Raw genomic sequence first — 25,429 nt, forward strand, 5'->3', positions numbered from 1 at the left:
CCCACCCCGATGCCCGTACTGCCCACTCGTCCGCCACGCCCGCCCCGGCGTCGGGCGCCGCTGCCCGCCTTCCTCCATCTCCTCTCCCTGGGCACGTTCTTCATCGGCACGGATGTCTTTGTGATCGCCGGCATGCTGCCCGACATCAGCCGCTCCCTGGACGTGGGCATGCCCGCCGCGGGCCAGCTGATGACCGTCTTCTCCCTCGGCTACGCGGTTCTCGGCCCGGTCCTGTCCACCGCTCTGGCCGGGCGTGCCCCGCGCACGGTGCTGACCGGCGCCCTGACCGCGGTGGCCGTGGGCAACCTGGTGTGCGCGAGCGCCCCTTCCCTGGCCATGGCCCTCCTGGGGCGGCTGCTCGTGGCGGCGGGCGCCTGCCAGTTCACTCCCTTCGTCGCCACGCTCGCCTCCGCGTCGGCGCCCGAGGACCAGCACGGCCGGGCGCTCGCGCGGGTCAACGGCGGCCTGGTCGCGGGGTCCGTGGCCGGCGTCCCCCTCGGCACCTGGGCGGGCGCGGCGGTGAGCTGGCGGATGTCGCTGACGCTTCTCGCCCTGGGCACCGCGCTCGTCGCCGTCGGCCTGTGGCGAGGGCTGCGCGGACCGGTGCCGCACCCGGCCCCTGCCGGCACCCGCGCCCGGCTCACGGCACTGCGCTCTCCCCGGATCCGTACGGTACTGACCATCACCGGGCTCGCCGTGATCGCCGAATACTCCGTACTGACGTACGCAGGCGCGGTGTTCGCCCGCGCGACGAACCACGAGGGCGGCCAACTCGCGCTGCTCTTCCTCGTGTTCGGACTCGGCGGCCTGGTGGGCAACGCGGCGGCGGGCGCACTCCTCGACCGCCCGTGGGGCCGCCATCTCGTCCTGATCTCCCTGGCCGGGATGACAGCCGCGTTCCTCGCCATGCCGTGGGCCGCGACGCACCTCGCCACCGCCCTGCCCTGCATGGCGCTCTGGGGCGTCTTCGGCTGGATGTACGCCACACCCCAACAGCACCGTCTGATCTCCCTCGCCGGCCAGGCCGCCCCGCTGGCGGTCTCGGTCAACAGCTCACTGATCTACGTGGGCGGAGCGGCAGGCGGCGCCCTGGGCGGCCTGCTCCTCGCCGAGCTCCCGGCCCACTGGGCCCCGGTCCCCGCGGCCCTCTTCTGCGTCTTGGCCCTCCTCCCGGAACTCCGCTACCGCGTCCAAGCGAAGTCCCGGTAGCAGGTCACCCCTGTGAGCCGAGGCCCTACGCCGACGCTTCCGCTCGACGCCCCCACGTATAGACGGGATCCGACCCGTCGCGCCGCGCGGCGACCCACGTGGGGTCGAGGCCGTCGGTGAGGGTGACGACCCGCGACTCGTCGAAGACGACGACGCGGTCCGCGATGCCCCAGGCGCTGTCGCGGCGCTCGAAGCGGTCGACGTAGCGGCAGCGGATGATCGCCAGGTCCTGCTCGCCGCCGGGCTCGGCGGGTGCCTGCCGCAGGAAGCACAGACAGTAGGACTCGACGTCGGCGCTGTCCTCCCCGGTGAACTCCACGAGCACGTTGGAGATGAAGTGCTGGGAGGAGTCGATGGTGCGGTGCCGCGCGCGGATGTCCTCGACGAGTCCCGCGGCGTCGCCCGTGTAGGCGCCGTGGACGTCGGTCGCGTCGTCGAAGTAGCAGGCCGCGATGGCGTCGTAGTCCAGTCGGTCGACCGCGCGGGCGTAGCGGAACAGGACGTCCTGGATCTCGAAACGGTCGTCGGCGCGGCTCATGCGGGGACCTCCTCGGCGCGGGACGACAGACCGGCGGCGCGTGCGGCGGCTTCGCGTCCGGCGACCCGGCCGAGCACCAGGGCGTGGGCGACGGAGTTGCCGCCGCCGACGTAGCGTTCGCCGAGGATTCCGCCCGCGGCCTCCCCGGCGGCGTACAGGCCGGGGACGGACCGGCCGTCGGTGCCGAGCACCCTGGTGGAGGCGTCGATCTCCAGGCCGGTGTGGGTGCAGACCAGTTCGGCGGGGAGCATGCGCACCGCGAAGAACGGCCCGGTGGCGATGGGCGCGAGGTGCGGGTCGGCGCCCTTGGCGGCCAGTGACTCGTGGCGCAGGAAGTCGGTGTCGTGGCCCTCGGCGAACAGCTCGTTGAACCGGCCGACGCTCGCGGTCAGGTGCGTCGCGGGTACGTCCATCAGGGCCGCGAGTCCGTCGAGGGTGTCGGCGCGCAGCACGACGCCCTTGGCGACCTCCTCCTCGATCCGCTCTGCGGTCCAGTCGGCGTAGCCCTCCGGCAGTGCGGTGCGGGCGGCGTCGTCGAACACCGACCAGACCCAGCCGCCGTGGTCCTTGAGGATGCCGGGGCTCACCGCGTACGGGGCGTCCTCGTCCATGCAACGGCGGCCGTCGGGGCCGACGTTGATGCGCGAGGCGGGCGGGAATCCGCTCTGCCAGTGGTGGTGGCGCTGGAACTGGGCGGTCACCAGGAGCAGTCCCCAGCCCTGGCCGAACAGGGCCAGGTCGTGCCGCTCGGCGAGGCCTACGTGGTCGCCCCGCGAGCCCGGTGCGGCGACCACGAACAGGGCGTCCCCGGCGATCTCCGCGTCGGGCAGGAACCGGCGGACGAGGTCGGGGTCGGCCGCGACTCCCCCACTGGCGACGACGACGGCCGCCGCGGTGGCCTCCTCGCCGTCGATGACGACACCGCGGACGACGCCGTCGCGGACCACCAGGTCCTCGACGCGGCTGCCGAGGGCGAGGTCCACGTCGAGGCGGGCGCGTGCCTTGTCGAGCACCTGGACGAGGCCGTAGCCCTGGTCCTTGGGCACGTGGCCGCGCCAGACGTCCTCCACTCCGGCCCGGGTCAGACCCGGCTCGTGGGCGCTGTGCGAGACCTGCGCGGGAATCTCGACGCCGAGGTCGAGCAGCCAGTCGACGACGGCGCCGGACTCCTCGCAGAACATGCGGACCGGGCCCGGCCGGACCCGCCAGCCGTTGAGGTCCATGTAGTGCTGGAACATGCGCAGCGGCGAGTCCTCGACGCCGAGGCTCTGCTGGACGCCGGTGGCCGAGGCGGTCAGGAGCCCCGCGGACAGCTGGGTGGACCCGCCGATCTCGTCCTCGGACTCCAGGAGCAGGACGCGCGCGCCGGCCTGGGCGGCCGAGACCGACGCGGCGAGTCCGGCGCCCCCGGCGCCGACCACGATGACGTCGTAGTCGTACGCCCCGTTGTCGGGCTCAGACATGCTGCGAGCCTCCGTCCACCGGGATGTTGGTGCCGGTGATGTACCGGGCGCTGTCGGAGAGGAGGAAGTAGAGGGCGGCGAAGACCTCCATGGGGGCGCCGATGCGGCGCAGCGGGACGGTGGTGAGCGCGCGATCCATCGCGGCGGGGTCCTCGCGGACCCAGCGGGTCATCTCGGTGTCGATGTATCCGGGCGCGATGGAGTTGACGCGGATGTTGTCGGGGCCGAGCTCGACGGCCATGCACGTGGTGAGGTGCTTCACCGCGGCCTTCGAGGAGTTGTACGTGGCGCGGGTCGGCCGGGCGCGCACGGCGGCGACCGAGGCCATGTTGACGATGGCGCCGCCGCCGACGGTGCGGAAGTGGCGGGCGGCCGCCTGGCCGCCGTAGACGACGCCGTTGACGTTCACGCCGTAGGTGAGGGCGAGTTGCTCGGGCGATATGTCGGTGAACTCGGCCTGCGGGAAGACGCCGGCGTTGTTGACCCACAGGTCCAGCCGTCCGAACTCGCGTAGCGCGGCGGCGACCATCGCGTCGCCCGCGGCCGGGTCGGTGACATCGGCGCCGACCCCGACGACGCGGCCCGCGCCGTCGACGCCCGCCAGGTTGGCGTTGATCTTCTCGGCGACGGCGGCCATCGCCTCCTGGTCGAGGTCCGCGCCGACGCCGTTGACGCCGCGGCGCGCCAGCTCCTCCAGGAACAGGGCGCCCATGCCGCGGCCCGCGCCGGTCACGACGACGGTGCGGCCGGCCAGCTCGGGGTTGAGGGCGGGGAGGGCGTCGTAGTTGACGCGGCCCGGGTTGTCGGCGGGCGTCTGGGTGGTCACGAGAGCTCCTTGCGGTGTGGTGCGGATGCTGTGGGCCCGGCGCCGTCGCGTGTCACGCGGCGGCGTACGAGCTTCAGGCCGGCGGGGTCCTCGGGTGCGCGGCGCAGCCGGTCGTCGATCGTGGTGACGCGGTCGATGCGGGCCGCCCCGGAGGCGAGGTCGTGGGTGGTGACGATGAGGAGGTTGGCGCGGACGTCGTACGCGCCGGGTTCGTCGGCGGGCCGGACCAGCACGTTGGTGATGACGTGGTGCAGGTGGGGCGCGGCGGCGTGCAGGTCGCGGGCGAAGGCGGCGAGTGCGGCGCGGCCGGTGACCGGCTCGTCGTACGTCGGGGAGTCGAACTCCCCGTCGGCGGTGAACGTGTCGGCCCATCCGTCGGCGTTACCGGTGTCGATGGCGTGCGACTGGGCGGCGTAGAGGTGCTGGACCTCCAGGAGGGTTTCGAGCAGCGGGGTCACGGCTTCGCCTCCAGGCCCGCGAGGATGCGGTGGTAGAGCCCGCCGGAGGTGAGGCCGCCGTCGACGACCATCTCCTCGCCGGTGATGTACGCGGCGTCGTCGGACAGCAGGAACGTGACGACGCGCGCCATCTCCTCGGGCGTCGCGAGGCGCCCGGCCGGGACGGACCGCAGGCTCTCGTCGACGAAGGAGGTGTCGGCGGCCTGGTGCAGGAGCGGGGTGCCGGTGAGGCCGGGGTGCAGCGAGTTGACGCGGATGCCGTGGGCGGCGAGTTCGAGCGCGCCGACCTTGGAGAGGCCGCGTACGCCCCATTTGCTGGTGCCGTACGTGGCGGAGAAGTAGCCGACCATGCCGGCGATGGAGGAGATGTTGACGACGGCCGCGCCGCCGTCCCGGGCGCCCCGCGTCAGGGCGGGGGTGAGGGTCTTGAGGCCGTAGAAGACGCTGGACAGGTTGATGTCCATGACGCGGCGCCACTGCTCGACGGTGGTGTCGGCGATGGACGCGCGCAGGCTGACCCCGGCGTTGTTGACGAGGCCGTGCAGCGGCCCCGCGGTCTCGATCTCGTCCGCCAGCGCCGTCCAGGAGTCGGGCTCGGCGACGTCGAGCCGGACGGCCCGGCCCGATCCTCCTGCCGCGGCGAGTTCGGGGACGAGGGCCTCGGCGGCCTCCGTGTCGAGGTCCGCCGCCCAGACATGGGCTCCTTCGGCGGCGAGGGCGAGGCAGTCGGCCCGGCCGAGGCCTCCGGCGGCGCCGGTGACCACGACCGAACGCCCGTCGAAGCGGCGGCGGTTGTCGGATGCGGGGTTCACAGCTGAAGCTCCGTCCCGCGCGTCTCCTTGAGGAAGAAGGTGGCGACGAAGGTCATGAGCGCGGTCGCGATGAGGTAGCCCGCGGGCGCGAGGTTGTTGTCGGTGACGTTGATCAGCAGCGTGGCGATGAAGGGGGCGGTGCCGCCGAGCGCCATGTTGGTGACGTTGTTGCTCATGGCGATGCCGCTGTAGCGGTAGCGCGCCCGGAAGAGCTCGGCGTACGCGGCGAACGAGACACCGTTGACCAGGCCGATGAAGAAGGTCAGCGAGCTCTGGGCGAGGACCGCGAGCACCGGCCCGCCGTCGCGCATCAGCATGAACGCGGGGAGTCCGATGACCGCGGTGACGCCGCTGCCGAAGAAGAACACGGGACGGCGGCCGATGCGGTCGCCGACGTATCCGGCGATCGGGAGGCTGATCACGGCGACGATCATGGCGATGCACGTGGACGTGAACGCGAAGTCGGCGGAGTGTCCGCCCTCGGTCTGGAGGTAGCTGGCGGCGTACACACCGGCGACGTAGTAACCGCCGACGATCAGCGCGCCGAGGAAGATGACGAGGACGATCTGGCGCCAGGCGTGCGCGAACACATCGGCGATGGGGTACTTGGCGACCTCGACGGTGTCGCTCTCCTTGACGGCCTCGAACTGCTCGGTCTCGGGCAGTTGGCTGCGGATGTAGAGGCCGATGACACCGATGACCGCGCTGAGCAGGAACGGGATGCGCCAGGCCCAGTCGTGCAGGGTCTCCTCGCTGACGCTGGAGGTCAGCAGGAGCGCGACGAGGGAGGCGACGAGCGAGCCGAGGTAGGTGCCGGTGTTGACGAACGAGGTGTGGAACGCGCGGCGCTGCGTCGGGGCGTGCTCGGAGACGAACGCGTTGGCTCCGCCGAGTTCACCGCCCGCCGCGAAGCCCTGGATGCAGCGGCACAGGACGAGGAGGAGCGTCGCCCACAGGCCGAGGGTGGCGTACGAGGGGATGAGGCCGATGCCGGTGGTGGCGACGGCCATCAGCAGGATGGTCCAGGTGAGCGCCTTCTTGCGGCCGTACTTGTCACCCATGTGACCGAAGAGGATGCCGCCGGGGGCGCGGAGGAAGAACGCCACGGCGAACGCGGCGAAGGTCGACAGGAGCGCCGTGTTCGGGTCGCTCTCGACGAAGAAGTGCGCCGCGATCAGGGTGGCCATGTAGCCGTAGATGCCGAAGTCGTAGTACTCGACGACGGTTCCGAGGATCGCCGCTCGGATGACCTTCAGGGTGGCGCGGGGACTCCCGCCGTCCGGTGGTGACGCGGCGGCTGTCGGCTCACTCGTCGGCGTCGGTTCTGTGGCCAGGTTGTCCATGGGTCGGTCCTTTGGGAAGCGCTGTGCGGATGGTCGATCGCCCTTCGGTCTCCTCACGTCTGCCGTCCGGCCCAGACCCAGGCGTACTTCTGGTCGTCGGCGGACCGTCCGCCCTCGCCGAGTTCGAGGGGGCGGAAGGTGTCGACCATGACCGCGGACTCCTCGAAGTACTCCGCGCCGAGAGAGGCCTCGATCGCCGCGGGCTGCGGGCCGTGGGCGTGGCCTCCCGGGTGCAGGGAGACGGAGCCGATGCCGATGCCGGAGCCCTTGCGGGCCTCGTAGTCGCCGCCGACGTAGAACATGACCTCGTCGCTGTCGACGTTGGAGTGGTAGTACGGCACGGGTACGGCGAGCGGGTGGTAGTCGACCTTGCGCGGCAGGAAGTTGCAGATCACGAAGTTGTCGCCCTCGAAGACCTGGTGCACCGGCGGCGGCTGGTGGATCTTGCCGGTGATCGGCATGTAGTCCTCGACGTTGAACGTGTACGGGTACAGGCACCCGTCCCAGCCCACGACGTCGAAGGGGTGCGTGTCGTAGACGAACCGGGTGCCGAGCACGCCGCTCGGGCCGCCGCGGTGCTTGACCAGCACCTCCACGTCACGTGCCTCGTCGAGGTGGACCTCGTCCGGCCCGTGCAGGTCCCGTTCGCAGTAGGGCGCGTGCTCCAGGAGCTGCCCGTACTTCGACAGGTAGCGCTTGGGCGGGGCGATGTGGCTGTTCGCCTCGATCGGGTAGAGGCGGCTCGGGCCGTCCGTGGTGTCGGGGACCCAGCGGTGCGTGGTGGCGCGCGGCAGGAGCACGTAGTCGCCCGCCCGGTAGGGCAGCACACCGAACACCGTCTCGACGACTCCCGCGCCCGCCTCGACGTAGACGCACTCGTCGCCGATCGCGTTGCGGTAGAGCGGGGAGGGTGTGCCGGTCACGACGTAGGAGATGCGTACGTCGCCGTTGCCGAGCACGAGGCGGCGCCCGGTGACGGCGTCGACGGTCCCGGCCTTCTCCGCGTCGAAGAGGTCGTGCAGCTTGAGATGGCGGGGCTTGAGCGGGTGATTGGGCGCCGTCGACTGGTCGGTCGGCTCCCAGACCTCGCTGGCGACGATCGCCGACGGGACGCCGCGGTGGTAGAGCAGCGACGAGTCGGAGGAGAAGCCCTCCTCGCCCATCAGCTCCTCGTAGTAGAGCCCGCCCGCCTCGTCACGGAACTGGGTGTGCCGCTTCGACGGCACCGCGCCGACTCGACGGTAGTACGCCATGACTCCTCCGGCTTAACCGATAAGCGAACACCAGTGTTCGCATTTCGATGATCCTGAGTTAGGGTGTGGCGCATGTCAATACCCCTCGTCTTCCGGCACCTCGTGGACGACGCCGCGGTGTTCCCTCCCGGCCTTGCCCCGTTGCCACGTGCCGTGACCGAGCACGCGGGGCACCTCACGTCCGCCCACGCCGGTCTCGTCGGCCCGCTCGTCGTCGCCGCGGCCGACCTGGACGACCTGCCCCGGCTTGCCGCGCCCGACCTGTTCCCCGCGGGCCTGCGGGTGAGCGTCGTGGCCGGGTGCGCGGCCGTCCCGGCGGTCCTTGAGGCGGTCGGCGGGACCGACCGGCTCGTGCTCGCCGCCCTGGAGCTCAAGCCGGATCCCGCGCTCCCGGTGGGCGCCCAGCTCGCCGACCTGGCCTCATTGGACCTGCCCGCGACCGTGTATGTCGAGGTCCCGCGCCCCGGCCGCCCCGCGTGGGAGGAGGCCCTCGCCGCGGTCGCCCGGCACGGCTTCCGGCTGAAGTTCCGGACCGGGGGCACCGAGGCCGCCGCGTTCCCCACCGAGGACGAGGTGGCGGCGTGGATCCACGGCGCCGTCGCCGCGGGCGTCCCCTTCAAGTGCACGGCCGGGCTGCACAACGCGGTCCGGCACACGGGCCGTGACACCGGCTTCGAGCACCACGGCTACCTCAACGTCCTGCTCGCCGCCGCGCGGGCCCGCGCCGGGGCCCCGCTGACCGATATCCGGTCAGCGCTCTCCGAGCGTGACCCGGAGACGGTGGCCCGCGCGGTCGGCGCGCTCCCCGAGGCCGACGCGGCCGCCGCCCGGACCGCCTTCACCTCCTACGGCTCCTGCAGCGTCCTCGAACCACTGGAGGACCTGGTCACCCTGCGCCTCCTGGAACCGACCACCGCCTGATCCCTCCACGCCACCACGCCTGATCCCTCCCGAGCCACCACGGAACTCCGAAAGGGCCCCACACATGACCACCCCGCCCGCCACCTGGGTCGAAGCTGCGGCCGACAGCGCGTACGACGTCGACAACCTCCCGTACGCCGTCTTCTCCACCCCCGACACCGGCCGTCGCGTGGGCGTACGGATCGGTGACCACGTGCTCGACCTGGGCGCCGCGGCCACCGCCCTGCGCCCCGAGTGGACGGCGCTGCTCGACGCCCCCGCGCTCAACCCGCTCATGGACGCCGGTGCCGCGACCTGGGCGGCCGTCCGCTCCTGGACGGTCGAGCTGCTCACGGACGCCGCGCACCGCGACCGCGTGCGGCTGGTGCCGCTGGCCGACGCCACCCTGCACCTGCCGTTCGAGGTCGGCGACTACGTCGACTACTACGCCTCCGTCGACCACGCCACGAACGTCGGCCGGATCTTCCGCCCCGACGGTGACGCACTGATGCCCAACTGGCGCCACCTGCCGGTCGGTTACCACGGCCGCTCGGGCTCCATCGTCGTCTCCGGCACCCCGGTCCACCGCCCCTCCGGCCAGCGCAAGGCCCCCGCCGACCCGGCGCCCACGTACGGCCCTTCGCTGCGCCTGGACATCGAGGCCGAACTCGGCTTCGTCGTGGGCCGTTCGGTGCCGCTCGGCCAGCGGGTCGCGACCTCGGAGTTCACCGAGACCGTCTTCGGTGTCACCGGCGTCAACGACTGGTCGTCGCGCGACATCCAGGCCTGGGAGTACGTGCCGCTCGGCCCGAACCTCGGCAAGTCCTTCGCCACCACCATCAGCGCGTGGGTCACCCCGCTCGCCGCACTGGAGCACGCCCGCGTCGAGCTGCCCGGCCAGGACCCGGCCGTCCTCCCCTACCTTCAGGAAGAGGGCCCCTCGGGCTACGACATCACGGTGGAGGTCGAGGTGAACGGCACCGTCGTGGCGCACCCGCCGTACTCCTGCATGTACTGGTCGCCCGCGCAGATGCTGGCGCACCTCACGGTCAACGGCGCCTCGTTGCGGGTCGGCGACTTCTACGCCTCGGGGACCATCTCGGGCCCGGAGGAGGACCAGCGCGGCTCGTTCCTCGAACTGTCCTGGGGAGGCAAGAAGACGTGGACGGCGGGAGGCCAGGAGCGCACGTTCCTGGAGGACGGCGACGAGGTCGTCCTGCGCTACTCCGCGCCCGGGGCCCGGGGGCGCATCGGCCTCGGCGAGGTCCGTGGCAAGATCCTCCCCACCGTATAGCCGAGATTCGCACAGCTCGGATTAACAGCTCAGATTCACCCAGCTCAGATTCACCCAGCTCAGATTCACCCAGCTCAGATTCACACTGCTCAGATTCACACTGCTCAGATTCGCAAGGAGGTGCCGTGGCAGCGGCGAACGACTCCGACAGCGGCGGCTCGCAGACCCTCGAGCGCGGATTGACCATCCTCGTCGAGCTCGGCCGCCACCCCGAGGGGCTGAACACCAGCCAGGTGGCGGCCGCGACCGGGTTCCACCGCTCCATCGCGCACCGCCTGCTCGTGTCCCTCCACCGGACGGGGTTCGCCTCGCGCGACGACGACGGCCGCTATGTCGTCGGCCCGTCCGTGGCCGGGCTCCTCGGTGGTACGGGGCCCAACCTGCGCACCATCGCCGAGCCCGTCCTGCACCGCCTCGCGCGCCAACTCGACGCCACGGCAAGCCTGGTCGAGGTCGTCGGCGACGCCGCGGTCACCACGCTCGTGGCGGAGCCGCCGACCGACGGGCCGCTGTTCTGGTACCGCCGGGGCAGCCGAGACCCGCTCGACCGCGGCGCCGGAGGCCTGGCCGCCCTCGCCTCCGGCCCCCCGGCCCCCTCCGAACCGGACCGCGTCGGCGAGATCCGCGAGGCCGGCTACGTCGTCACGCACTGCGAGGTCAACGTCGGCGCCCACGGCATCGCGGCCCCGCTGCCCGGCTGGCCGGTCCGCGCGGCGGTCAACATCGTCACGGCCGACCCGTCCCTCGCGGACAAGGCGATTCCACGGGTCCTGGACGCGGCTTCGGCGATCGGGACGCTGAACGACCACCTGTGAGACGGCCTGCGCGTGGGCAGGATGTCGGCGCCGCCCCGGCGAAAGCCGTGCGGGAGGGCTGCGCAGCCCTCCGCCCGGGGGGAGAATGGCGGCGTCCGGCTTCCCCTCGGGGGAGCCCCGCGTTTCGGGGGAATCGCGATGAAGGATGAACAGAACAGGGGACCGCTCGCCGAGAAGGCGCCGAGGGCAAGGCGCGGGCGTGGGCGTGGGCGCGGAAAAGTGTGGGTGCTGATCGCCGGCCTGGTCGTGGGACTCACCGGCTCGCTGGTCGCCGTCGGCTTTCTGACGGCGAACGGGGAGCACGGCGGCCAGCCGGCCGGGAACGCGCCTCCGTCCAGTGTGGCGCCCAGCCGCAAGCCGGAGCAGGTGGTGTTCCGGGACGACGTCGCCGCGGATCGACGGTCGCTGCTGGCCGGGGTCATCAGCTGCCCGGAGAGGCTTTCGGCAGATGTCGGCGACTCGGTCATTCTCGGCGTTCTTCTGAACGCGGTGCCCGCATCGGCCGTCCCCGAGTCCGCGCCGCCGTCGGGTGCCGTCAAGAGGTGGGCCTTCCCCGTGGGTGGGGTGCAGGGCGCCTCGCTGACCGCCGCGAGCAGTCACGTCGAGGTCCGGCCGCTGGGCGACAGCAAGGCCGAGCAGGTCATTGCCGAGACAGGGGACACCGCCTTCTGGGAGTGGGCTGTGGCTGCGAACACGCCCGGGGTGTACGCCCTCAAGCTGGGGATGACGACCTTCCGTGGCACGTCGGACCAGGCGCTCGCCGCGCTCAGTCCGCCGCTCACCATCCGCTTTCAGGCGCACAACACGGTTTCCCACAGCGTGAGTTGGCTGCGTACCGAGGTGGTGGCGTGGGGCGGTGCCGCTGTCGCGCTGGTGGCGCTGCTGGCGTTCCGGGCCCCGCTGCTGGCCTTCGTCCGAGGGCGCCGTGAGACACGGCAGGAGCGTCGCGACCGGGGGCGTGACGGCTACATCTGACGCACCTGACGCACGTCTGCCGCGGTGCACACCGGTCACCGCCCCGCCGCCCCGCCGCCATCACCCTCACCATCACCATCACCGGAAGGCGGTCAGTGGCTGTTCAGGGGGTTGCCGTACTTGTGGGCCGTGGAGAGGTACGGAAGGCCGAGGGTGCGGGGTGAGAAGGCCTTCGAGTTGGTGGCCGTGCCCTTGGGGAGGAGCCAGGCGGCGCCGAGGGAGGCGTTCTCGCCCGGGGAGCCGACGGTGACGTCGGGGACGGAGTCGGCGTTGTAGTCGCCCGCGGAGACCGCCGCGCCGAAGGCGTCGCCCGTCTCGGCGACGCCGGGGACGCCGGACGTGTCCTGGTTCCACGCGATCGACCTGGCGGCGCCGCCCGCGTCGAGCAGGCCACGGGCCCCGCCGTGGAGCAGCCAGGCGGCACCCGCGCGCGCCCTGCTGCCGATGGCCTCGCCGGGAGCGCCCGCGATCAGGTCGTCGCGGCCGTCGCGGTCGACGTCGGCGACGGCGAGGGCGGCGCCGAAGCGGTCGCCGTCCTCGGCCACGCCGGGGACGCCCGCCGTGTCCTGTTTCAGGGTCTGGGCGCGGCTGCCGAACGAGCCGTTCGCGGCGCTTCCGTAGTGGACGTGGACGCCGCCGCCCTCGGCGAGTTCCTCGGGGCCGCACGGGTCGTCGATGTTCTCGTCGGCGATCTCACGGCACTCGCCGAGCGCCAGGTCGTCGTGACCGTCGCCGTCGAAGTCACCGGCGGCCAGGGCGCTCACGCCGGCGTTGTCCGTGTTCCAGAAGTTGGCCATCCCGGCCTGCTCGGCGTCCCACTTCCAAAGACGCACGTGCGACTGCGTGTTGGGGGTGCCCGCGGTCCAGTACGCCACGGCCAGGTCCGCCACACCGTCGCTGTCGAAGTCTCCGGTGGCCAGGACGGGGGCGCGGCCGCCCATGGGCGCCGCGACGACAGTCGTGATCATGCTGTCCTCGCCCCGGATGACACGGGCGACGACCTTGTCCGTGCCGCCGATCACGATCTCTTTGTTGCCGTCTCCGGTACCGGTGAGGTCGGCCGCCGCGACCGACTTGCCGTACGCGGCCGACGACGACGGCCCGCTGAGGACCGACGCCCCCGGTCCCGGACCGTTCTTCGAGCCGCCCACGGCGATGACCAGGCCCACGTCCGTACCGCGGCCCGTGATGTCCTCGCCGGGGACACCGACGAGGAGTTCCGCGATGCCGTCGCCGTTGAGGTCCGTCAGGACCACGGAGGCGCCGAAGCGGTCGCCCGCCTCAGGGGATCCGGGCACCTCTGCGGTGGCCTGGGTGACGCGGACGCTTCCGTGGGCGCCGACGCCCCTCGGGCCGCCCAGGACCACGTTCACGTACCCGGCCTTGGCCCGGCCGCCGACGGTTCCGTCGGGAACGCCGACGGCGAGGTCCGCGTAGCCGTCGCCGTTGAAGTCGCTCATGGCGGTGCGGGGCGCGGCAGCGGTGGCACCGGCTGGGAAGGCGAACCCGGCGGTGGCCGCGACGGCGACGGCTGTGGCGTACATCAGGATGCGGCGTCTGTGTGGCACGGGGCACTCCGGTTCGGTCGACGGATGCGAGGGGGCATCTGGTGTGACCGTCGAACGGCGGAGCTGGTTGTACGCGGGGCGCGTTCGCGTGAGCCCCGCGTCGACCGCGAGTGCGGGGCGGCTACACCTCCGCCGTCCCGCGTGCGTGCTGTTGTCGTGCTGTCTCCAGCAGGGACCGCCACGAGTCGACCCCGGGGCGGCGGCGCAGGAGAGCACGGCGCTCGCGTTCCGTCATGCCGCCCCACACGCCGTACTCGATGCGTTGATCCAGTGCGTGGGCCAGGCACTCGGTGCGCACGGGGCACGGCGTGCAGATGCTCTTCGCGCTCGACTGCGCGGCGCCGACGAGGAACATCTCGTCGGGATTCACGGCGCAGCAGCTCGCTTGCTCTTCCCATTTCACAGCACCCGGTTGCCCCGGTTCGCGGCTTGTACGCCGTCTGCCGCGCAACCCGGCGATCACGTCATGGGCACCCGGGTTCACCGTCGACGCGACGTTCTGCTGCGCGTCCAGCCTCCGGCTCCCGCCAGATGGAGTGCAAGCGCGGTGAGGCCGAGGAGCATGACGTTCACTGAGGCGAAGACGTCGTTCGTCGCGATGTCGGCGGCGTTGATCAGAAATGCGAGGAAGAACAGCACGGCAGCGGCTATGGCGAACATGAGAAGTCCTGTCCCTCGTAGGTGTCGTTGACTCCCGTGTGCCCGCTTTCGTGTTCCGTACTGCTTCCGGGGTAACAGGAGGGAGAGCGAGGACGCAGTGTCGCGGCCCTTGTCGAACGACAGACACCATGGAGGCGTCATGGCCGGCATTCTCGACCGGATCAAGCAGTTCAGCCGCAGCCCGCAGGGCAGGCGGGTGATCGCGACGGCGCGCCGGACGGCCTCGGACCCCCGTAAGCAGGCCCAGGCTCGCGCATGGCTCGCTCGGCTGCGCCGCCGGTAGGCGCACGGCCCGGGACACCGGCACCCGGCGCACCGTTGAGCCTCGCACCGTCCCCCGCAGGGCGGTACGAGGCTCAACTCCTTTGCATACAGGTGCTATTGCTCTGCCATCAGACCGGTACGCAGCTCGGCGACGACACGGGCGATCAGGCGCGACACATGCATCTGCGAGCAGCCGATCACCTCGGCGATCTGCCGCTGGGTGCGTTCCTCGACGAAGCGGAGGTGGATGAGGCGGCGGTCCCGCTCGTCGAGGTCGGCGATCAAAGGCGCCAGGCAGTGGAAGTTCTCCACGAGTTCGAATCGTTCCTCGTCGAAGCCGAGGAAGTCGCCCAGCAGGACTTCGGCCTCGTTGTCCCTGCTGGTGGTGGCCGCGTCCAAGGAGACACTGTTGTAGCCGTTGGACGCCTTCTGCGCCTCGGCCACCTCGGACGGGTCCAGCTGCATCAGCTCGGCGAGCTCGGCCGTGGAGGGCAGCCGGCCCAGGCGGGCGCGCAACACCTCGGTGGCTCGGGACAGTTCGAGCCGGGCCTCCTGCAGACGGCGGGGCACGTGCACGGCCCAGGAGGTGTCCCGGAAGAACCGCTTGATCTCACCGGTGATGTACGGCAGGGCGAAGGAGGTGAACTCGACCTCACGGCTGAGTTCGAAGCGGTCGATCGCCTTGATCAGACCGATCGTGCCGACCTGTGTGATGTCTTCCATGTCCTGCGGCCCGCGGTGCTTGAACCGCGACGCGGCGTACTGCACCAGGGAGAGGTTCATTTCGATGAGGACATTGCGTACGTAGCTGTGCTCGTGCGTGCCCTCTTCGAGCCCGGCGAGGCGGGCGAAGAAGTGCCGGGCGACGCCCCGGGCGCCCTTCGGCGCTATCGAGGCCGGGTCCGCACAGGCACGCGCGACCAGACTCTCCTGGTCCGCGCCGGCCTCGTCGACCGCTCGGTGAGTCTGCTCGCGTTCTGTCACGTTGGTCATGCGTCCGCCTCTTCGAATTAGTGGTCTGCTGTCGTGCTCGGTCACCTGCCGCAGCCCGATGGCGTCCGGTGTGGTGTCGTGGGCCGGTCAGGGAGCGGGCCCGCCTCGGGTGTGGCCGTTCGCGGCCGCGAGGTGGCTGGTGCGCGGCGCGGTGATGGCGAGGACGGCCGTGTCGTCGTGCGGTCCGCCGTCGACCCATTGCGCGGCGACCATCTGGAGCCGTTCGGTGACCGCTTCGGCCGGCAGACCCGCGCACTCGGCCAGCGTGTTGTGCAGGCGCTGTTCGCCGAACATGACATCGCCGAGCGGGCCGCCGCGGGCTTCGGTGATGCCGTCGGAGTAGAGGAGACATGTCTCTCCCGGTGCGAGGTCCACGGCCGCGGTGGTGGCCTTGAGCCGGTCCGTCGGGAGGACACCGATCAGCACCCCCTTGGTGTCCGCCTCTTCCACCCGTCCGTCGGTACGCAGGATCAGCGGGGCGGGGTGTCCCGCGCTGGAGACCCGCAGCCGCACGCGGCTTCCTTCGCGCCGGGCCGAGGCCAGGGCGAGTGTCGCGAACCGTGTCTGATGCGAGGACAGCAGCGCGTTGTTGAGCAGCGTGAGCAGCTTGAGGTGGTCGGCGGCGAACGGCAGCAGCGCCTCGATCGTGTTGCGGATCTTCCCGGTCAGTACCGCGGCCTCGAGTCCCTTGCCGCACACGTCGCCCAGGACCACGAAGGTCTCCGCGTCGTCGCTGTCGGCGGGATGGACGTCGTAGAAGTCGCCACCGATCCGGTCGGTGGCCGACGCCGCCCGGTAGCGGCCGGAGAAGTCGATGCCGTGCACGCCCTCCAGGGCCGGGGGCAGCAGATCCCGCATGAGGACGTCCGTGATGTGGGCCTGCTCGGCATAGATCCGCGCCGAGGACAGGGCCACGCCCGCGCGGGCGGCGAACAGCCCGGCGAAGGCCTCCTCGGTCTCGGTGAACGCCGCTTCCCGGCTCTGCCGCAGCAGCACGAGGGCACCGGCCGGGACACCGTGTCCGGGCAGCGGCACCACCACGATGGAGCCGATCTGCGCGCGTTCGGCCGTGAACTGCTCCGGGACCGCCCAGTCGGGGACGAGACCCGGGTCGATCCATCGCGAGGGCACGGGTGGGAAGCCCGCCAGCGCCTCCGCGAGCCCCGGCATGCTCTCCGGGTCCAGCGCGGCCTTCTCCTGCTCCACCGGCCCGCCGGTGACACAGCGGGTGACGGGGTGCAGGCGGCCGGAGCGGATGCCGACGACGACCACCGCGTCCGCGAGATGCCGCGCGGCCAAGCGGGCGGTCACCTCCATGCACCGGTGCACGTTCAGCGATGCCAGAAGCTCGCTGGACACCTCTTGCAGGAGCCGTGAGCGACCCCTCTCGTCGTCCAGTTCGGCGCGTACGTCGCGCAGTTCGCGGTCGTCGACCAGCCACCACGACACTCCGCCGTCGGCCGCCCGGCTCGGGAACGCACCCACCGCCGCCCCGCCGATACGGCCTCTCACCACCACGGACGGACCCGCTCCGCCGTCCGCAGCGGTTCCGGCGACGTCGGCGTGCGCCTCGGTCAGCCAGGAAGGCGCCACGTCCGCGAGCAGCACACCGGTCCGCACGCCTTCGAGGAGGACGACGGCCTCATCGTTGCAGGACAGCACGCGGCCCGCCCCGTCCACCGTGACCGACGGGTACGACGCGCCGCGGCCGGCAGCGGGGCCGGTGCTTCGGGAACTCACTGAATCCGTTGGGGACTTCATCGCGCGGGTCCCGCACAGTGCGGGATCCCCACCCCCCTTCGCCGGAAGGCCCGGGGCAGCCATCAACGCCGATGGCCGCCTCGGGCCACTCCATGATCGTGACCAATCGTCATTGTTGCCATAGGGCAACAGTCGCACGATCGAAGGGTACGCGACAACCACGCCCACCGCGGTACCCCCACGGCCCCGCCGTCCGACAAGAGTTGTCGGCCCGTCACAAGTGGGCGCCGGGTACCCCGGACAGCGGAGACAAACCGAAATCGCAGGCAGAACAGGCCCTTTCGGTGCCCGTCGACACGTCCCGCCCGCGTCCGGACCCGAGGTGTTCCGCCAAACCTTCACGGCCGCTCCGGAGACCGACACGGCACCGGACGGATACTTTCCGCGTAACGGGAATACGGGGAGCAGGAGTACCGACAGCCTCATCTCGCGAGAGGTTCACTTCATCTCATGCACGACCGTGACGGCCCCGGTGACTTCACCGGCCCGCCGGCAGCACCCGGACCATCTCTCGCGCCGGAAACGACGGCAGCGGTCGACATGCTCGTGACCTTGTGGACGCGTACCGCCAGAACCGGCACGCCGCACCTCTCCGCCCTGCAACTCCAGGCGCTGCACACGACACGGGCCACACCCGGCATCAATCTCGGCACCCTGGCCGAGACGATCGGCACCGTGCCGTCGGCCGCCAGCAGACTGTGCGACCGGCTCGAAGCGGCAGGCCTGATCCGCCGCGAGCCCGCACCGGCCAACCGCCGCTCGATCGGCCTGACCCTAACCGGCCGAGGGCACGACGCGCTCGATGCCGTGTCCGCCCGGCGCGAGCGCCTGCTCGCCGAGGTGCTCGACCGCATGCCGGACGACGAACGCCGACAACTGCTGACCGGGCTGCACGGCTTCGCCGCGGCGTCACGCGCCTCTGACACCGACGGGTCGAAGCCCTCCTGAGGCGGTCGCCGGTCAACCATCGGCCTGTCCGGCGGCACGGAACGCAAAGGTGGGCCCGGCCGTCCCGGGCCGGGCCCACCTTTCAGCGCACGCCTTGTTCAGGCGCGCATCACCATCTGTACCACCGGCCCTTTCGGCCGCCGCTCGCCGCGGGCCGGATGACGAACCCGAGCAGCCACACCACGAGCACGATGACAGCGATCCACCACAGGGCCTTCAGCGCGAAACCCGCACCGAAGAGGATCAGAGCCAGAAGAAGAACCAGAAGCAGGGGAACCATTGTTATTACCTCCTGGCCACCCAGTGCTCGCATCCCACACCCACAAACACGGGAAAGGCGCGTTATCTTCGCGAGGTGAGGGGTATTCGACCCGGATTTGGGTGCCCCATTCCTCCCTGCTGACGTACAGAATCCAATGACGCCGAAGATGTTTGTCCCGCCGCTGAGCGGTCAATCGGAGGGCAGCACGTGACGTCGACGCCAAGGGAGTGTGAGCGGAGATGACCGCCGGCAAGAAGGCCAAGGCAAAGGCCGAGCAGGTCACTGGCGCCGCCAAGGAAGCCGCCGGACGCGCCATGGGCAACGAACGCCTCACGGCGGAAGGCCGCGCCCAGCAGATGAAGGGCGACGCACGCCAGGCCAAGGAAAAGACCAAGGACATCGGAAAGCACTGAATTCACTGCGCTCTGGCGCGTGGTGGGCGGCACCGTTCATGGAGCCGCCCATTACGCGTGCGCGGCCGGACATCAGGAGCCGGCGTCGCGGCCGAACCAGTCCAGGCACAACACCAGCGCGTCGTCGGCGACTTCGGGCCCGGATCCCGCATCCAGGTACTCGGACAGCTCGTGCAGGACCGCGCGGGGCACGGCGGCGGCCGGCAGGAGACGCGCCGCCTGGATCGCACGCGCCAGCCTCTTCTCGCCGAAGGCCTCGCCCTTGTCCGAAACCGCCGCGAACACGCCGTCGCTGACGAAGACCAGACGGTCCCCCGGCACCACCTGGAAGTCCTGGGTGACGTAGTCGGTCTCCTCGAACATGCCCAGCGGCAGCTGTTCGTCGAAGGAGATGTGCTCCACCGTCCTGCCCCGATGGCGCCACAGCTGCGGAGAGCCTCCGTCGACGACCTTGACGCGTCCGGTGTCCAGATCGAAGGAGAGCAGCAGCGTCGCCACGTACTGCTCACCGCGGTACTGGGCGTACAGGGCCTGGTCGGCCAGCGCCGCCTGGTCAGCGATGTCGATCCCCGCCCGCCGCGCGTTGCGCAGGGCGTTGACGGCCAGGCTGGTCAGCAGCGAGGCCTGGATGCCTTCGCCCATCCCGTTGGTGATGCTGAGGGTGAGCGTCTTCGCGGTCTCGGCCCAGTCGAAGTTGTCGCCGTAGATGGCGTACGCGGGCTCCAGTTGGGCCCCGATCGCGTACTCCTTGCGGCCGCAGGCCCGTCCGGGCAGGAGGTGCCACTGCACCTCCGCCGCCAGCGTGAGGCGACTGGCCCGACGGGCCTGGAGGTATACGTCCGTGTCCCGTTCCGCGACGAGGATCTCGTGTCCGATGACGTCGGCGATCTCCGTGACCTCGTCGACGACGTGCGGCGGGGCCTTCTCCTCCGGCAGCCGCACGGACAGGATTCCGAGCCGGTCGCCGTGCGCGGTCACCGGCACGTGCATCTCGAGGGAACCTTCGTGCAGGACGGTCTGCGCGGACTCACGGCCGTCGAAGGCCCGTCCCTGCGGGCTGCCGTGGACCGGCAGCGTCCGACCGCCGTCCGGGCCCGCGTCGACGGATCGAAGCACCTTGGAGCTGTAGTCGACGAGCAGCAGATCGACGTGCAGCGCTCCGTAGTGCTCGACCAGCGCGGCCCGCGCCGCGGGCAGGAGATCGTACGGTGCGGCGGTGCGCAGCGCGCGCTCCACGGCCAGGAAGTTGGTCACGGCAGCCTTCGTTGGTGGTGCGAGCACAGCTCAGCGGTGGTCGGAGAGATCACGGCGAGCACATCGTAGCCGCTGGGCAAATATTGCCATGGGGCAACGGTTCGGTGCATCTCCCGCCCGAAAGGGGGTCGGGAAAGCGGGATCAGGCAGTCTCGGACGTGTCGTCGTCCGCGGCCCGCTCCAGGCCGACGTGGGCCGTCGCGGCCTGCTGCAGCTGCTCCAACCCCTCGGACAGCATGCGGAGATGAGCAGGCTTCATCGTCCGCAGCACCGCCTCCACTTCGCGCGTGCGCGCCAAGCGCAGTTCCTCGAGCACCTTCGCGCCCTGAGCGCTCAAGGTCAGTTCGATCTCGCGCCGGCTCGTCGCACTGGGGACCCGCTCCAGCAGGCCGGCGGCCTCCAGGCGGTCGCACAGGCGGCTGACGGAGGACGGTCCCGTTCCCAGCACGTCTCCCAGCGTGCGCTGGTTGACACTCCCCTGCTCCTCTATCGCCTTCAAGGCGCGCAGCTGTGAGGGAGGGATGGGCCCCGACGGCGTCTTCTCCCGGGCCCGCCCCCACAGCACTTCGAGCAGCTCGCCCACGTGGTTCGCGGTGTGCGCCACCTGCTCAGGATTACGGGGAGGAAGATTGCGGGGCATTCATGCACCCTCTCTGTCGGAGAGTGACGTGGCTGACTGTCGGACCAGATTAGTCGGACCAGATTAGTGGAAGTGCTACCTGTTGCGCCGGGCGATGTCGGCGTTCAGAGCGGTGGCGAAGGTGCACCACGCCGCGTAGGGAATCAGGGCGGCGGACGCCGTGCGGTCGATGCGCGCGGTACGCCTCACCAGGTCCCACGACGAGAGTGCGGTGGCCGCGGTGACGGCGAGTCCCGCGTACGGGGTGCGCGCCTTGAAGAACGACCAGCCGAAGCCCGCGTTCAGTACGAGGTTCACCCCGAACGCCCGCCCCCACCGACGGCGCTCGTCTGCCGGAGCCTTGCGCAGAGCGCGCCCTCCGGCGCCCGCGATGGAGAGGTACAGCGGCGTCCACACCGCGCCGAACGCCCGGGGCGGCGGCTGCCACGGTGGCTTCTTCAGCGACCGGTACCAGGCGCTGCCGGGGTCGATGGCCAGCGAGCCCGCGACCGCCGCGGCCACCACTGCGGCGCTCGCCACGCCATGGCTTCGCAGTGCGCTCGGTGTCGACCGGTGCGCCGAGTCCGTCAAGGTAGTCAATAGCCGCATACCTTCGCCGTTCCCTGCGCACGAGCAAATACTCTGCCCGAAACCCTGTGGTCTCACGGCGTCGCGCGCTCCCGGCCACACTGCGGGCAAAACCGGAAGCGGCTACTCCCTCCGGCCGGCGGACGGACACAGACATCCGGCCCACGCCGCGTTGGACGAGATCAAGGACGACGAACCCACATCGCGCAGCATCCCCAGAGGCTTCTCCTCCTGGAAGGAGTTCCTGCGCTTCGTTCTCGTCGCCCTGGTGATCGCCGCGATCGCCGGACTGACGTCGGGAGGCCTCCGCATCGCCCTCCTTGCCACCATCACTCCGCTGCTGGTCCTCGCGCTCGCCTATCTGGACTCCCGAGAGTCCCGCGCCGCGCGAAGGTCCGGCCCCCGCGCGGCCGACAGGTGAGCGGCCGGGCGGGGGAAGACTGTCCCCGTCCGGCTCCGGCACGACGACATGGCTCTGCGCCGCCCGGACGGGCGGCGCAGCACACTCAACTCTCGCACCAATGGGCGTTACTCCGCCGCCATCAGCCCCTCACGGAGCCTGGCCACCACCTTCGAGATCAGGCGGGACACGTGCATCTGGGAGTAGCCGAGTTCGTCGGCGATGTCCTGCTGGGTGAGCTCCTCGACGAAGCGGAGGTGGATCAGGCGCCGGTCCCGCTCGTCCAGGTCCGCGATCAGCGGGGCGAGCGAGTGGAAGTTCTCCACGAGTTCGAAGCGGTCCTCGTCCATGCCGATGAACTCGGCGAGCATCGTCTCGGACTCGTCGTCGGCCCCGTTCACCGCCGCGTCCAGGGAGACGCTGTTGTAGCCGTTGGCCGCCTTCTGCGCCTCGGCCACCTCCGCCACGTCGAGCTGCATCAGCTCCGCAAGCTCGGCCGTCGAGGGCGAGCGGCCCAGCCGGGTGCTCAACTCCTCGTTCGCCTTGGACAGTTCGATCCGTGCCTCCTGCAGCCGGCGCGGCACATGCACGGCCCAGGACGTGTCGCGGAAGAACCGCTTGATCTCACCGACGATGTAGGGCACGGCGAACGACGTGAACTCGACCTCACGGGTCAGCTCGAACCGGTCGATCGCCTTGATCAGGCCGATCGTGCCCACCTGGACGATGTCCTCCATCTCCTCGGGCCCGCGGTGCTTGAACCTGGAGGCCGCGTACCGCACCAGGGAGACGTTCACCTCGATCAGCACGCTGCGCACGTAGCTGTACTCGCGCGTGCCCTCCTCCAGCTGGGCGAGGCGGTCGAAGAAGTGCCGGCCGATCTCACGGGCGTCCCTCGGACGGACAGATGAAGGATCGACATAGGCCCGCTCGATCAGACCCACCTCGACCCCGTCGGCCGTGAGGTGCGTCTGCTCGTCAACTGCCGCCGTGGTCATTGCCGCCAGCCCCTGTCTCTCGACGTGTGTTCTTCGGACGTCCCCGTACGCCTGCGATTACCCCCGAGTCATGCACGTATACATACGGTCAGGCATGTTCTGTGCACACTTCGTTCACGCCAGCGCCAGAACCGCCGTGACCGTCTTCCCGCCCGGCTCCCTGTCGACCCGCACGCGCGAGCACAGGCGCTGGACTATCTGCCAGCCGTATCCGCCCTGCCGGCCGGGCACCGGCGACCTTTCCTGCGGCACCTCACGGCTGGCATCGCTGACCCGCAATTCCAGCTCGTCCCCGACCAGTCGGGCGGAGAAGCGGGTCACCGCACCCGCGTGCATCAGCGCGTTCGTGACCAACTCACTGACCACGAGGAGCGCGTCGTCCCGCAGCAGCTGCGCGCGGGCCAGGGGCAGGCCGCAGCACACCTCCATCAGTACCGAGCGGACCTGCATCCGGGCGTCTGCGCAGCTGATCTCCTCGCCCTCCACCTCTGTTGCCGCTCCCCCCGCTTCAACAACGGTCGTCGCGCCGTCGGCTGTGGCGTCGTACATGTACGGTCACCGCTCTCATCGAATCGGTCCGTTTCCGTCTGCCCGACCCGGCAGGCACCACACGTTGCGCGGCGTTCACACCTGCCCTGTCACGGTCGGCGCGGCCCGTTCCGCAGGGGTCCGACGGGATCCGACGAGGAAACGGTGCAGGGCATGTGGGACGCTCTGCGGGTGAATTCCGACAGACAGAGCATCGAGCTCGCCCGTCATGAACGGGTGGTCATCGTCCCCCTGCGCAACGACCTGGACTTCTCGCACGCGCCCGAGGTCATGCTCGCGCTGGACAGCGCACGCTCCGACCCGGACACCGACGGCACGCTCCTCGACCTGGCCGGTCTGACCTTCGCCGACAGCACGCTGCTGAACCTGATCCTGCGCGCCCACACCGATCACCAGGCGGCATCGAGGCCCTTTGTCCTGGCCGGCCCCTACCAGAGCCCTGTCGAAAGGCTCTTCGACATCACCGGTGTCGGCGAGTTCCTGGACCGGGCCGACAGCCGCGAGGACGGGGTGCGGCGCATCCACGCGCTCCTCGACGACGACAACGCCCCGACGCCCGACGAACCGGCCCACTGACCGCGGCCACCGGCCGCGCCGGGCCCGCCCGGACGGGCGGGCCCTCACGGTGCCGGTCACTGCGCGCTGGAGCGCGCCGCGTCCAGTTCGGTGGCGGCGTCGGCCGTGGCGAGGGTGCCACCGGCGGTCTCCAGGTGGGCGCGCACGAACCACTGGAACTGCTCCAGGTCCCGCAGCTGCCCGATCAGCAGGTCCTCGGTGGCCGCGTCGATGGCCCCCACTTCCTTGACCGCGGCACGCAGGTCGCCGATCACACCGGTGTAGACGAGATCGAGCGCGCCGAGGTGGGCGATGGCGTCGGCCCGGCCCACGCTGTAGTCCTGCCACGTGCGCTCCGCGACCAGCGCGCCCGGCGTACCCTTGGCGACCCCGCCCAGGGTGGCCATGCGCTCGGCGATGTCATCGACCATGGCCCGGACGCTGTCGACCTGCGGGTCGAGCATTTCGTGCACGGCGATGAAGTGCGGGCCCACGACGTTCCAGTGCACGTGCTTCAGCGTCAGGTGAAGGTCGTTCAGCGCGTGCAGTCGCTGCTGGAGCAGCGCGATCATGGTTCCGGCATCCTTGGTCGTGATGCCGGGCACGGTGTACTTCGGGGCAGCCTCGGAGGTCAACGTCATATCTCCTGTCTCGTAGGGGATTGTCCCGCCCCCATTACCCGGCTTCCCGCTCGGTATGTCCGCACAGATGCCCACGAAAAAAGTGATGCGATCGAGCGGAAATGGTGCGCATGCCACGCGAAGGCCGGGGCAGTTGGTGTCCGACACCCCACAGGACAACAGAACAGGCGGAGCCTCGTGCTGAACCCCGACCCGAAGGCCGTCCGGACACTTCTGAGCCGGTATGCCGACGTGCAGTTGCGCTACTCGGAACGGCCGACCCAGGAACTCGAGCGGCAGCTCGACGACGTCACCTACACGTTGTGCGTCAGCACCGGGACCCGGTCCGTGCGGGACGCCCTGATGGCGGCCGACCGCATCCTGGAGGACGCCGCGGCGGCACACTCCGACGACGAGCCACAGGCCGCCTGAACTCTTCCGCCACGCGTGCTCGGCACGACGGCGGCATGCCATGATCCTACTCTGCAGTAGCTTCACGCTGCGCGTCGGAAACCGAAGGTCGACACTCGTCCACCGCATGCCGTCAGTTGGAGGAATCCCGTGGCCCGCGTCTTCACCGTGAGCGACAGCATCGACATCGCCGTGCCGGCGGACGCGGCCTACGAGGCCGTCAGCCGCCCCGCCGACATGGGGCGCTGGAGCCCGGAGAACCTCGGCACGACGGGCGAGTCCCCCGCGGAGCCGGCCGGTCTCGGCACCACGTTCGTCGGCCGCAACAAGCGCGGGGCGTTCCGGTGGGCGACCCGGTGCACGGTCACCGCGGCCGAGCCGGGTCGCCGCTTCGCGTTCCGCGTCCACGCGATCGGGCTCAAGCGGCCCTTCCTGCGCGGCCCCATCGCCACCTGGGAGTACCGGTTCGAGCAGGTCGACGGCGGCACCCGCGTGACGGAGACCTGGACCGACGACCGGCGCGCCTGGCCGACGTTCGCGGCCAACGCCTTCGACCGAGTCGCCACCTCGGGGAAGACGTTCGCCACCTTCCAGAAGCGCAACATCGAGGTGACGCTGCGCAACCTCAAGCGCGAACTCGAACTCGGACACGACACCGCGCACTAAGCGCGCCGGCCCTG

At 70.8% G+C, this 25,429-nt stretch carries 32 protein-coding genes; 12 read left to right on the top strand and 20 right to left on the bottom strand.

Annotated elements, in window-relative coordinates; all coding sequences use genetic code 11:
- The first annotated feature begins 9 nt into the window (after positions 1-9).
- A complete protein-coding gene (locus tag ACY34M_RS38365; protein ID WP_462723057.1) occupies positions 10-1,209 on the top strand; it encodes an MFS transporter in 1,200 nt (399 codons plus the stop codon).
- Positions 1,210-1,234: 25 nt separating this feature from the next.
- Here the strand turns inward: ACY34M_RS38365 and ACY34M_RS38370 are convergent, their stop codons facing one another.
- Genes ACY34M_RS38370 through ACY34M_RS38400 form a run of 7 tightly spaced genes read right to left on the bottom strand, consistent with a single transcriptional unit; the run spans position 1,235 to position 7,902 of the window.
- Positions 1,235-1,747, bottom strand: coding sequence for a nuclear transport factor 2 family protein (locus tag ACY34M_RS38370; RefSeq protein ID WP_462723056.1), 513 nt, complete (start codon positions 1,745-1,747; stop codon positions 1,235-1,237).
- Positions 1,744-3,210, bottom strand: a complete 1,467-nt coding sequence (locus ACY34M_RS38375; protein WP_462723055.1) for an FAD-dependent oxidoreductase — start codon at positions 3,208-3,210, stop codon at positions 1,744-1,746. The genes ACY34M_RS38370 and ACY34M_RS38375 overlap by 4 nt, the downstream gene beginning before the upstream one ends.
- Complete coding sequence (locus ACY34M_RS38380) at positions 3,203-4,036, bottom strand: SDR family NAD(P)-dependent oxidoreductase (protein ID WP_462723054.1); 834 nt, start codon at positions 4,034-4,036, stop codon at positions 3,203-3,205. The genes ACY34M_RS38375 and ACY34M_RS38380 overlap by 8 nt, the downstream gene beginning before the upstream one ends.
- Positions 4,033-4,494, bottom strand: coding sequence for a nuclear transport factor 2 family protein (locus tag ACY34M_RS38385; protein ID WP_462723053.1), 462 nt, complete (start codon positions 4,492-4,494; stop codon positions 4,033-4,035). The genes ACY34M_RS38380 and ACY34M_RS38385 overlap by 4 nt, the downstream gene beginning before the upstream one ends.
- Positions 4,491-5,306 carry an SDR family NAD(P)-dependent oxidoreductase gene (locus ACY34M_RS38390; protein WP_462723052.1) on the bottom strand — a complete coding sequence of 272 codons (816 nt, stop codon included), beginning with the start codon at positions 5,304-5,306 and terminating at the stop codon, positions 4,491-4,493. Before ACY34M_RS38390 ends, ACY34M_RS38385 begins: the two co-directional genes overlap by 4 nt.
- On the bottom strand, positions 5,303-6,649 hold the full coding sequence (locus ACY34M_RS38395; protein WP_462723051.1) for an MFS transporter: 1,347 nt from the start codon (positions 6,647-6,649) through the stop codon (positions 5,303-5,305). The genes ACY34M_RS38390 and ACY34M_RS38395 overlap by 4 nt, the downstream gene beginning before the upstream one ends.
- A gap of 53 nt (positions 6,650-6,702) precedes the next feature.
- Complete coding sequence (locus tag ACY34M_RS38400) at positions 6,703-7,902, bottom strand: homogentisate 1,2-dioxygenase domain-containing protein (RefSeq protein WP_462723050.1); 1,200 nt, start codon at positions 7,900-7,902, stop codon at positions 6,703-6,705.
- A gap of 72 nt (positions 7,903-7,974) precedes the next feature.
- On the opposite strand from ACY34M_RS38400, the gene ACY34M_RS38405 reads away from it, so the two are divergent.
- A complete protein-coding gene (locus ACY34M_RS38405) occupies positions 7,975-8,823 on the top strand; it encodes a hypothetical protein (RefSeq protein ID WP_462723049.1) in 849 nt (282 codons plus the stop codon).
- A gap of 64 nt (positions 8,824-8,887) precedes the next feature.
- Complete coding sequence (fahA, locus tag ACY34M_RS38410) at positions 8,888-10,096, top strand: fumarylacetoacetase (protein ID WP_462723048.1); 1,209 nt, start codon at positions 8,888-8,890, stop codon at positions 10,094-10,096.
- 21 nt (positions 10,097-10,117) lie between these two features.
- Here fahA and ACY34M_RS38415 read toward each other — a convergent pair whose 3' ends face one another.
- Positions 10,118-10,276, bottom strand: a complete 159-nt coding sequence (locus tag ACY34M_RS38415) for a pentapeptide repeat-containing protein (protein WP_462724135.1) — start codon at positions 10,274-10,276, stop codon at positions 10,118-10,120.
- On the opposite strand from ACY34M_RS38415, the gene ACY34M_RS38420 reads away from it, so the two are divergent.
- Both ACY34M_RS38420 and ACY34M_RS38425 read left to right on the top strand, forming a co-directional pair.
- Positions 10,222-10,911 (top strand): IclR family transcriptional regulator, encoded by a 690-nt coding sequence (locus ACY34M_RS38420; RefSeq protein WP_462723047.1) that lies wholly within the window; start codon positions 10,222-10,224, stop codon positions 10,909-10,911. The genes ACY34M_RS38415 and ACY34M_RS38420 overlap by 55 nt on opposite strands.
- Positions 10,912-11,136: 225 nt before the next feature.
- On the top strand, positions 11,137-11,886 hold the full coding sequence (locus ACY34M_RS38425) for a hypothetical protein (protein WP_462723046.1): 750 nt from the start codon (positions 11,137-11,139) through the stop codon (positions 11,884-11,886).
- Between the two features lie 92 nt (positions 11,887-11,978).
- Here the strand turns inward: ACY34M_RS38425 and ACY34M_RS38430 are convergent, their stop codons facing one another.
- The 3 genes from ACY34M_RS38430 to ACY34M_RS38440 form a co-directional block, all read right to left on the bottom strand.
- On the bottom strand, positions 11,979-13,454 hold the full coding sequence (locus tag ACY34M_RS38430) for an FG-GAP-like repeat-containing protein (protein ID WP_462723045.1): 1,476 nt from the start codon (positions 13,452-13,454) through the stop codon (positions 11,979-11,981).
- Positions 13,455-13,575: 121 nt separating this feature from the next.
- Positions 13,576-13,905, bottom strand: coding sequence for a WhiB family transcriptional regulator (locus ACY34M_RS38435; RefSeq protein ID WP_462723073.1), 330 nt, complete (start codon positions 13,903-13,905; stop codon positions 13,576-13,578).
- Positions 13,906-13,934: 29 nt separating this feature from the next.
- Entirely contained in the window at positions 13,935-14,114 is a 180-nt protein-coding gene (locus tag ACY34M_RS38440; protein WP_462723044.1) for a hypothetical protein, read from the bottom strand.
- Positions 14,115-14,253: 139 nt separating this feature from the next.
- On the opposite strand from ACY34M_RS38440, the gene ACY34M_RS38445 reads away from it, so the two are divergent.
- Positions 14,254-14,397, top strand: a complete 144-nt coding sequence (locus ACY34M_RS38445) for a hypothetical protein (protein ID WP_462723043.1) — start codon at positions 14,254-14,256, stop codon at positions 14,395-14,397.
- A 95-nt stretch (positions 14,398-14,492) separates the two neighbouring features.
- Here the strand turns inward: ACY34M_RS38445 and ACY34M_RS38450 are convergent, their stop codons facing one another.
- Together ACY34M_RS38450 and ACY34M_RS38455 are read right to left on the bottom strand one after the other, a co-directional pair.
- The gene (locus tag ACY34M_RS38450) at positions 14,493-15,371 is read right to left on the bottom strand and encodes a SigB/SigF/SigG family RNA polymerase sigma factor (protein ID WP_462723042.1); all 879 of its coding nucleotides are present in this window, start codon (positions 15,369-15,371) and stop codon (positions 14,493-14,495) included.
- A gap of 87 nt (positions 15,372-15,458) precedes the next feature.
- Positions 15,459-17,132, bottom strand: a complete 1,674-nt coding sequence (locus tag ACY34M_RS38455; RefSeq protein ID WP_462723041.1) for a PP2C family protein-serine/threonine phosphatase — start codon at positions 17,130-17,132, stop codon at positions 15,459-15,461.
- Positions 17,133-17,582: 450 nt separating this feature from the next.
- Here ACY34M_RS38455 and ACY34M_RS38460 point away from each other — a divergent pair, with 450 nt between their 5' ends.
- Entirely contained in the window at positions 17,583-18,080 is a 498-nt protein-coding gene (locus tag ACY34M_RS38460; protein WP_462723040.1) for a MarR family winged helix-turn-helix transcriptional regulator, read from the top strand.
- 109 nt (positions 18,081-18,189) lie between these two features.
- Here ACY34M_RS38460 and ACY34M_RS38465 read toward each other — a convergent pair whose 3' ends face one another.
- A complete protein-coding gene (locus tag ACY34M_RS38465) occupies positions 18,190-18,360 on the bottom strand; it encodes a hydrophobic protein (protein ID WP_223775182.1) in 171 nt (56 codons plus the stop codon).
- A gap of 221 nt (positions 18,361-18,581) precedes the next feature.
- On the opposite strand from ACY34M_RS38465, the gene ACY34M_RS38470 reads away from it, so the two are divergent.
- Complete coding sequence (locus ACY34M_RS38470) at positions 18,582-18,755, top strand: CsbD family protein (protein ID WP_462723039.1); 174 nt, start codon at positions 18,582-18,584, stop codon at positions 18,753-18,755.
- Positions 18,756-18,827: 72 nt separating this feature from the next.
- Here the strand turns inward: ACY34M_RS38470 and ACY34M_RS38475 are convergent, their stop codons facing one another.
- The 3 genes from ACY34M_RS38475 to ACY34M_RS38485 all read right to left on the bottom strand — a co-directional run bounded on the left by ACY34M_RS38475 (position 18,828) and on the right by ACY34M_RS38485 (position 21,168).
- Complete coding sequence (locus tag ACY34M_RS38475) at positions 18,828-20,009, bottom strand: PP2C family protein-serine/threonine phosphatase (protein ID WP_462723038.1); 1,182 nt, start codon at positions 20,007-20,009, stop codon at positions 18,828-18,830.
- A 142-nt stretch (positions 20,010-20,151) separates the two neighbouring features.
- Positions 20,152-20,649 (bottom strand): MarR family winged helix-turn-helix transcriptional regulator, encoded by a 498-nt coding sequence (locus ACY34M_RS38480; RefSeq protein WP_462723037.1) that lies wholly within the window; start codon positions 20,647-20,649, stop codon positions 20,152-20,154.
- Positions 20,650-20,724: 75 nt separating this feature from the next.
- Positions 20,725-21,168, bottom strand: a complete 444-nt coding sequence (locus ACY34M_RS38485; RefSeq protein ID WP_462723036.1) for a TspO/MBR family protein — start codon at positions 21,166-21,168, stop codon at positions 20,725-20,727.
- Between the two features lie 220 nt (positions 21,169-21,388).
- On the opposite strand from ACY34M_RS38485, the gene ACY34M_RS38490 reads away from it, so the two are divergent.
- Positions 21,389-21,637, top strand: coding sequence for a hypothetical protein (locus ACY34M_RS38490; protein WP_462723035.1), 249 nt, complete (start codon positions 21,389-21,391; stop codon positions 21,635-21,637).
- A 107-nt stretch (positions 21,638-21,744) separates the two neighbouring features.
- Here the strand turns inward: ACY34M_RS38490 and ACY34M_RS38495 are convergent, their stop codons facing one another.
- Together ACY34M_RS38495 and ACY34M_RS38500 are read right to left on the bottom strand one after the other, a co-directional pair.
- Positions 21,745-22,614: a SigB/SigF/SigG family RNA polymerase sigma factor gene (locus ACY34M_RS38495; protein ID WP_462723034.1), complete on the bottom strand. Its 870-nt coding sequence runs from the start codon at positions 22,612-22,614 to the stop codon at positions 21,745-21,747.
- Between the two features lie 114 nt (positions 22,615-22,728).
- Positions 22,729-23,163, bottom strand: coding sequence for an ATP-binding protein (locus ACY34M_RS38500; protein WP_462723033.1), 435 nt, complete (start codon positions 23,161-23,163; stop codon positions 22,729-22,731).
- Positions 23,164-23,334: 171 nt separating this feature from the next.
- On the opposite strand from ACY34M_RS38500, the gene ACY34M_RS38505 reads away from it, so the two are divergent.
- Complete coding sequence (locus ACY34M_RS38505) at positions 23,335-23,739, top strand: STAS domain-containing protein (RefSeq protein WP_462723032.1); 405 nt, start codon at positions 23,335-23,337, stop codon at positions 23,737-23,739.
- A gap of 56 nt (positions 23,740-23,795) precedes the next feature.
- On the opposite strand, the gene ACY34M_RS38510 is transcribed toward ACY34M_RS38505, so the two are convergent.
- Entirely contained in the window at positions 23,796-24,353 is a 558-nt protein-coding gene (locus ACY34M_RS38510) for a Dps family protein (RefSeq protein WP_462723072.1), read from the bottom strand.
- 183 nt (positions 24,354-24,536) lie between these two features.
- Here ACY34M_RS38510 and ACY34M_RS38515 point away from each other — a divergent pair, with 183 nt between their 5' ends.
- Together ACY34M_RS38515 and ACY34M_RS38520 are read left to right on the top strand one after the other, a co-directional pair.
- Positions 24,537-24,770, top strand: a complete 234-nt coding sequence (locus tag ACY34M_RS38515; protein WP_462723031.1) for a DUF5133 domain-containing protein — start codon at positions 24,537-24,539, stop codon at positions 24,768-24,770.
- A 129-nt stretch (positions 24,771-24,899) separates the two neighbouring features.
- The gene (locus ACY34M_RS38520) at positions 24,900-25,415 is read left to right on the top strand and encodes an SRPBCC family protein (protein ID WP_462723030.1); all 516 of its coding nucleotides are present in this window, start codon (positions 24,900-24,902) and stop codon (positions 25,413-25,415) included.
- Positions 25,416-25,429 lie beyond the last annotated feature (14 nt).

The organism is Streptomyces sp. EDA2-14 (assembly GCF_054963755.1).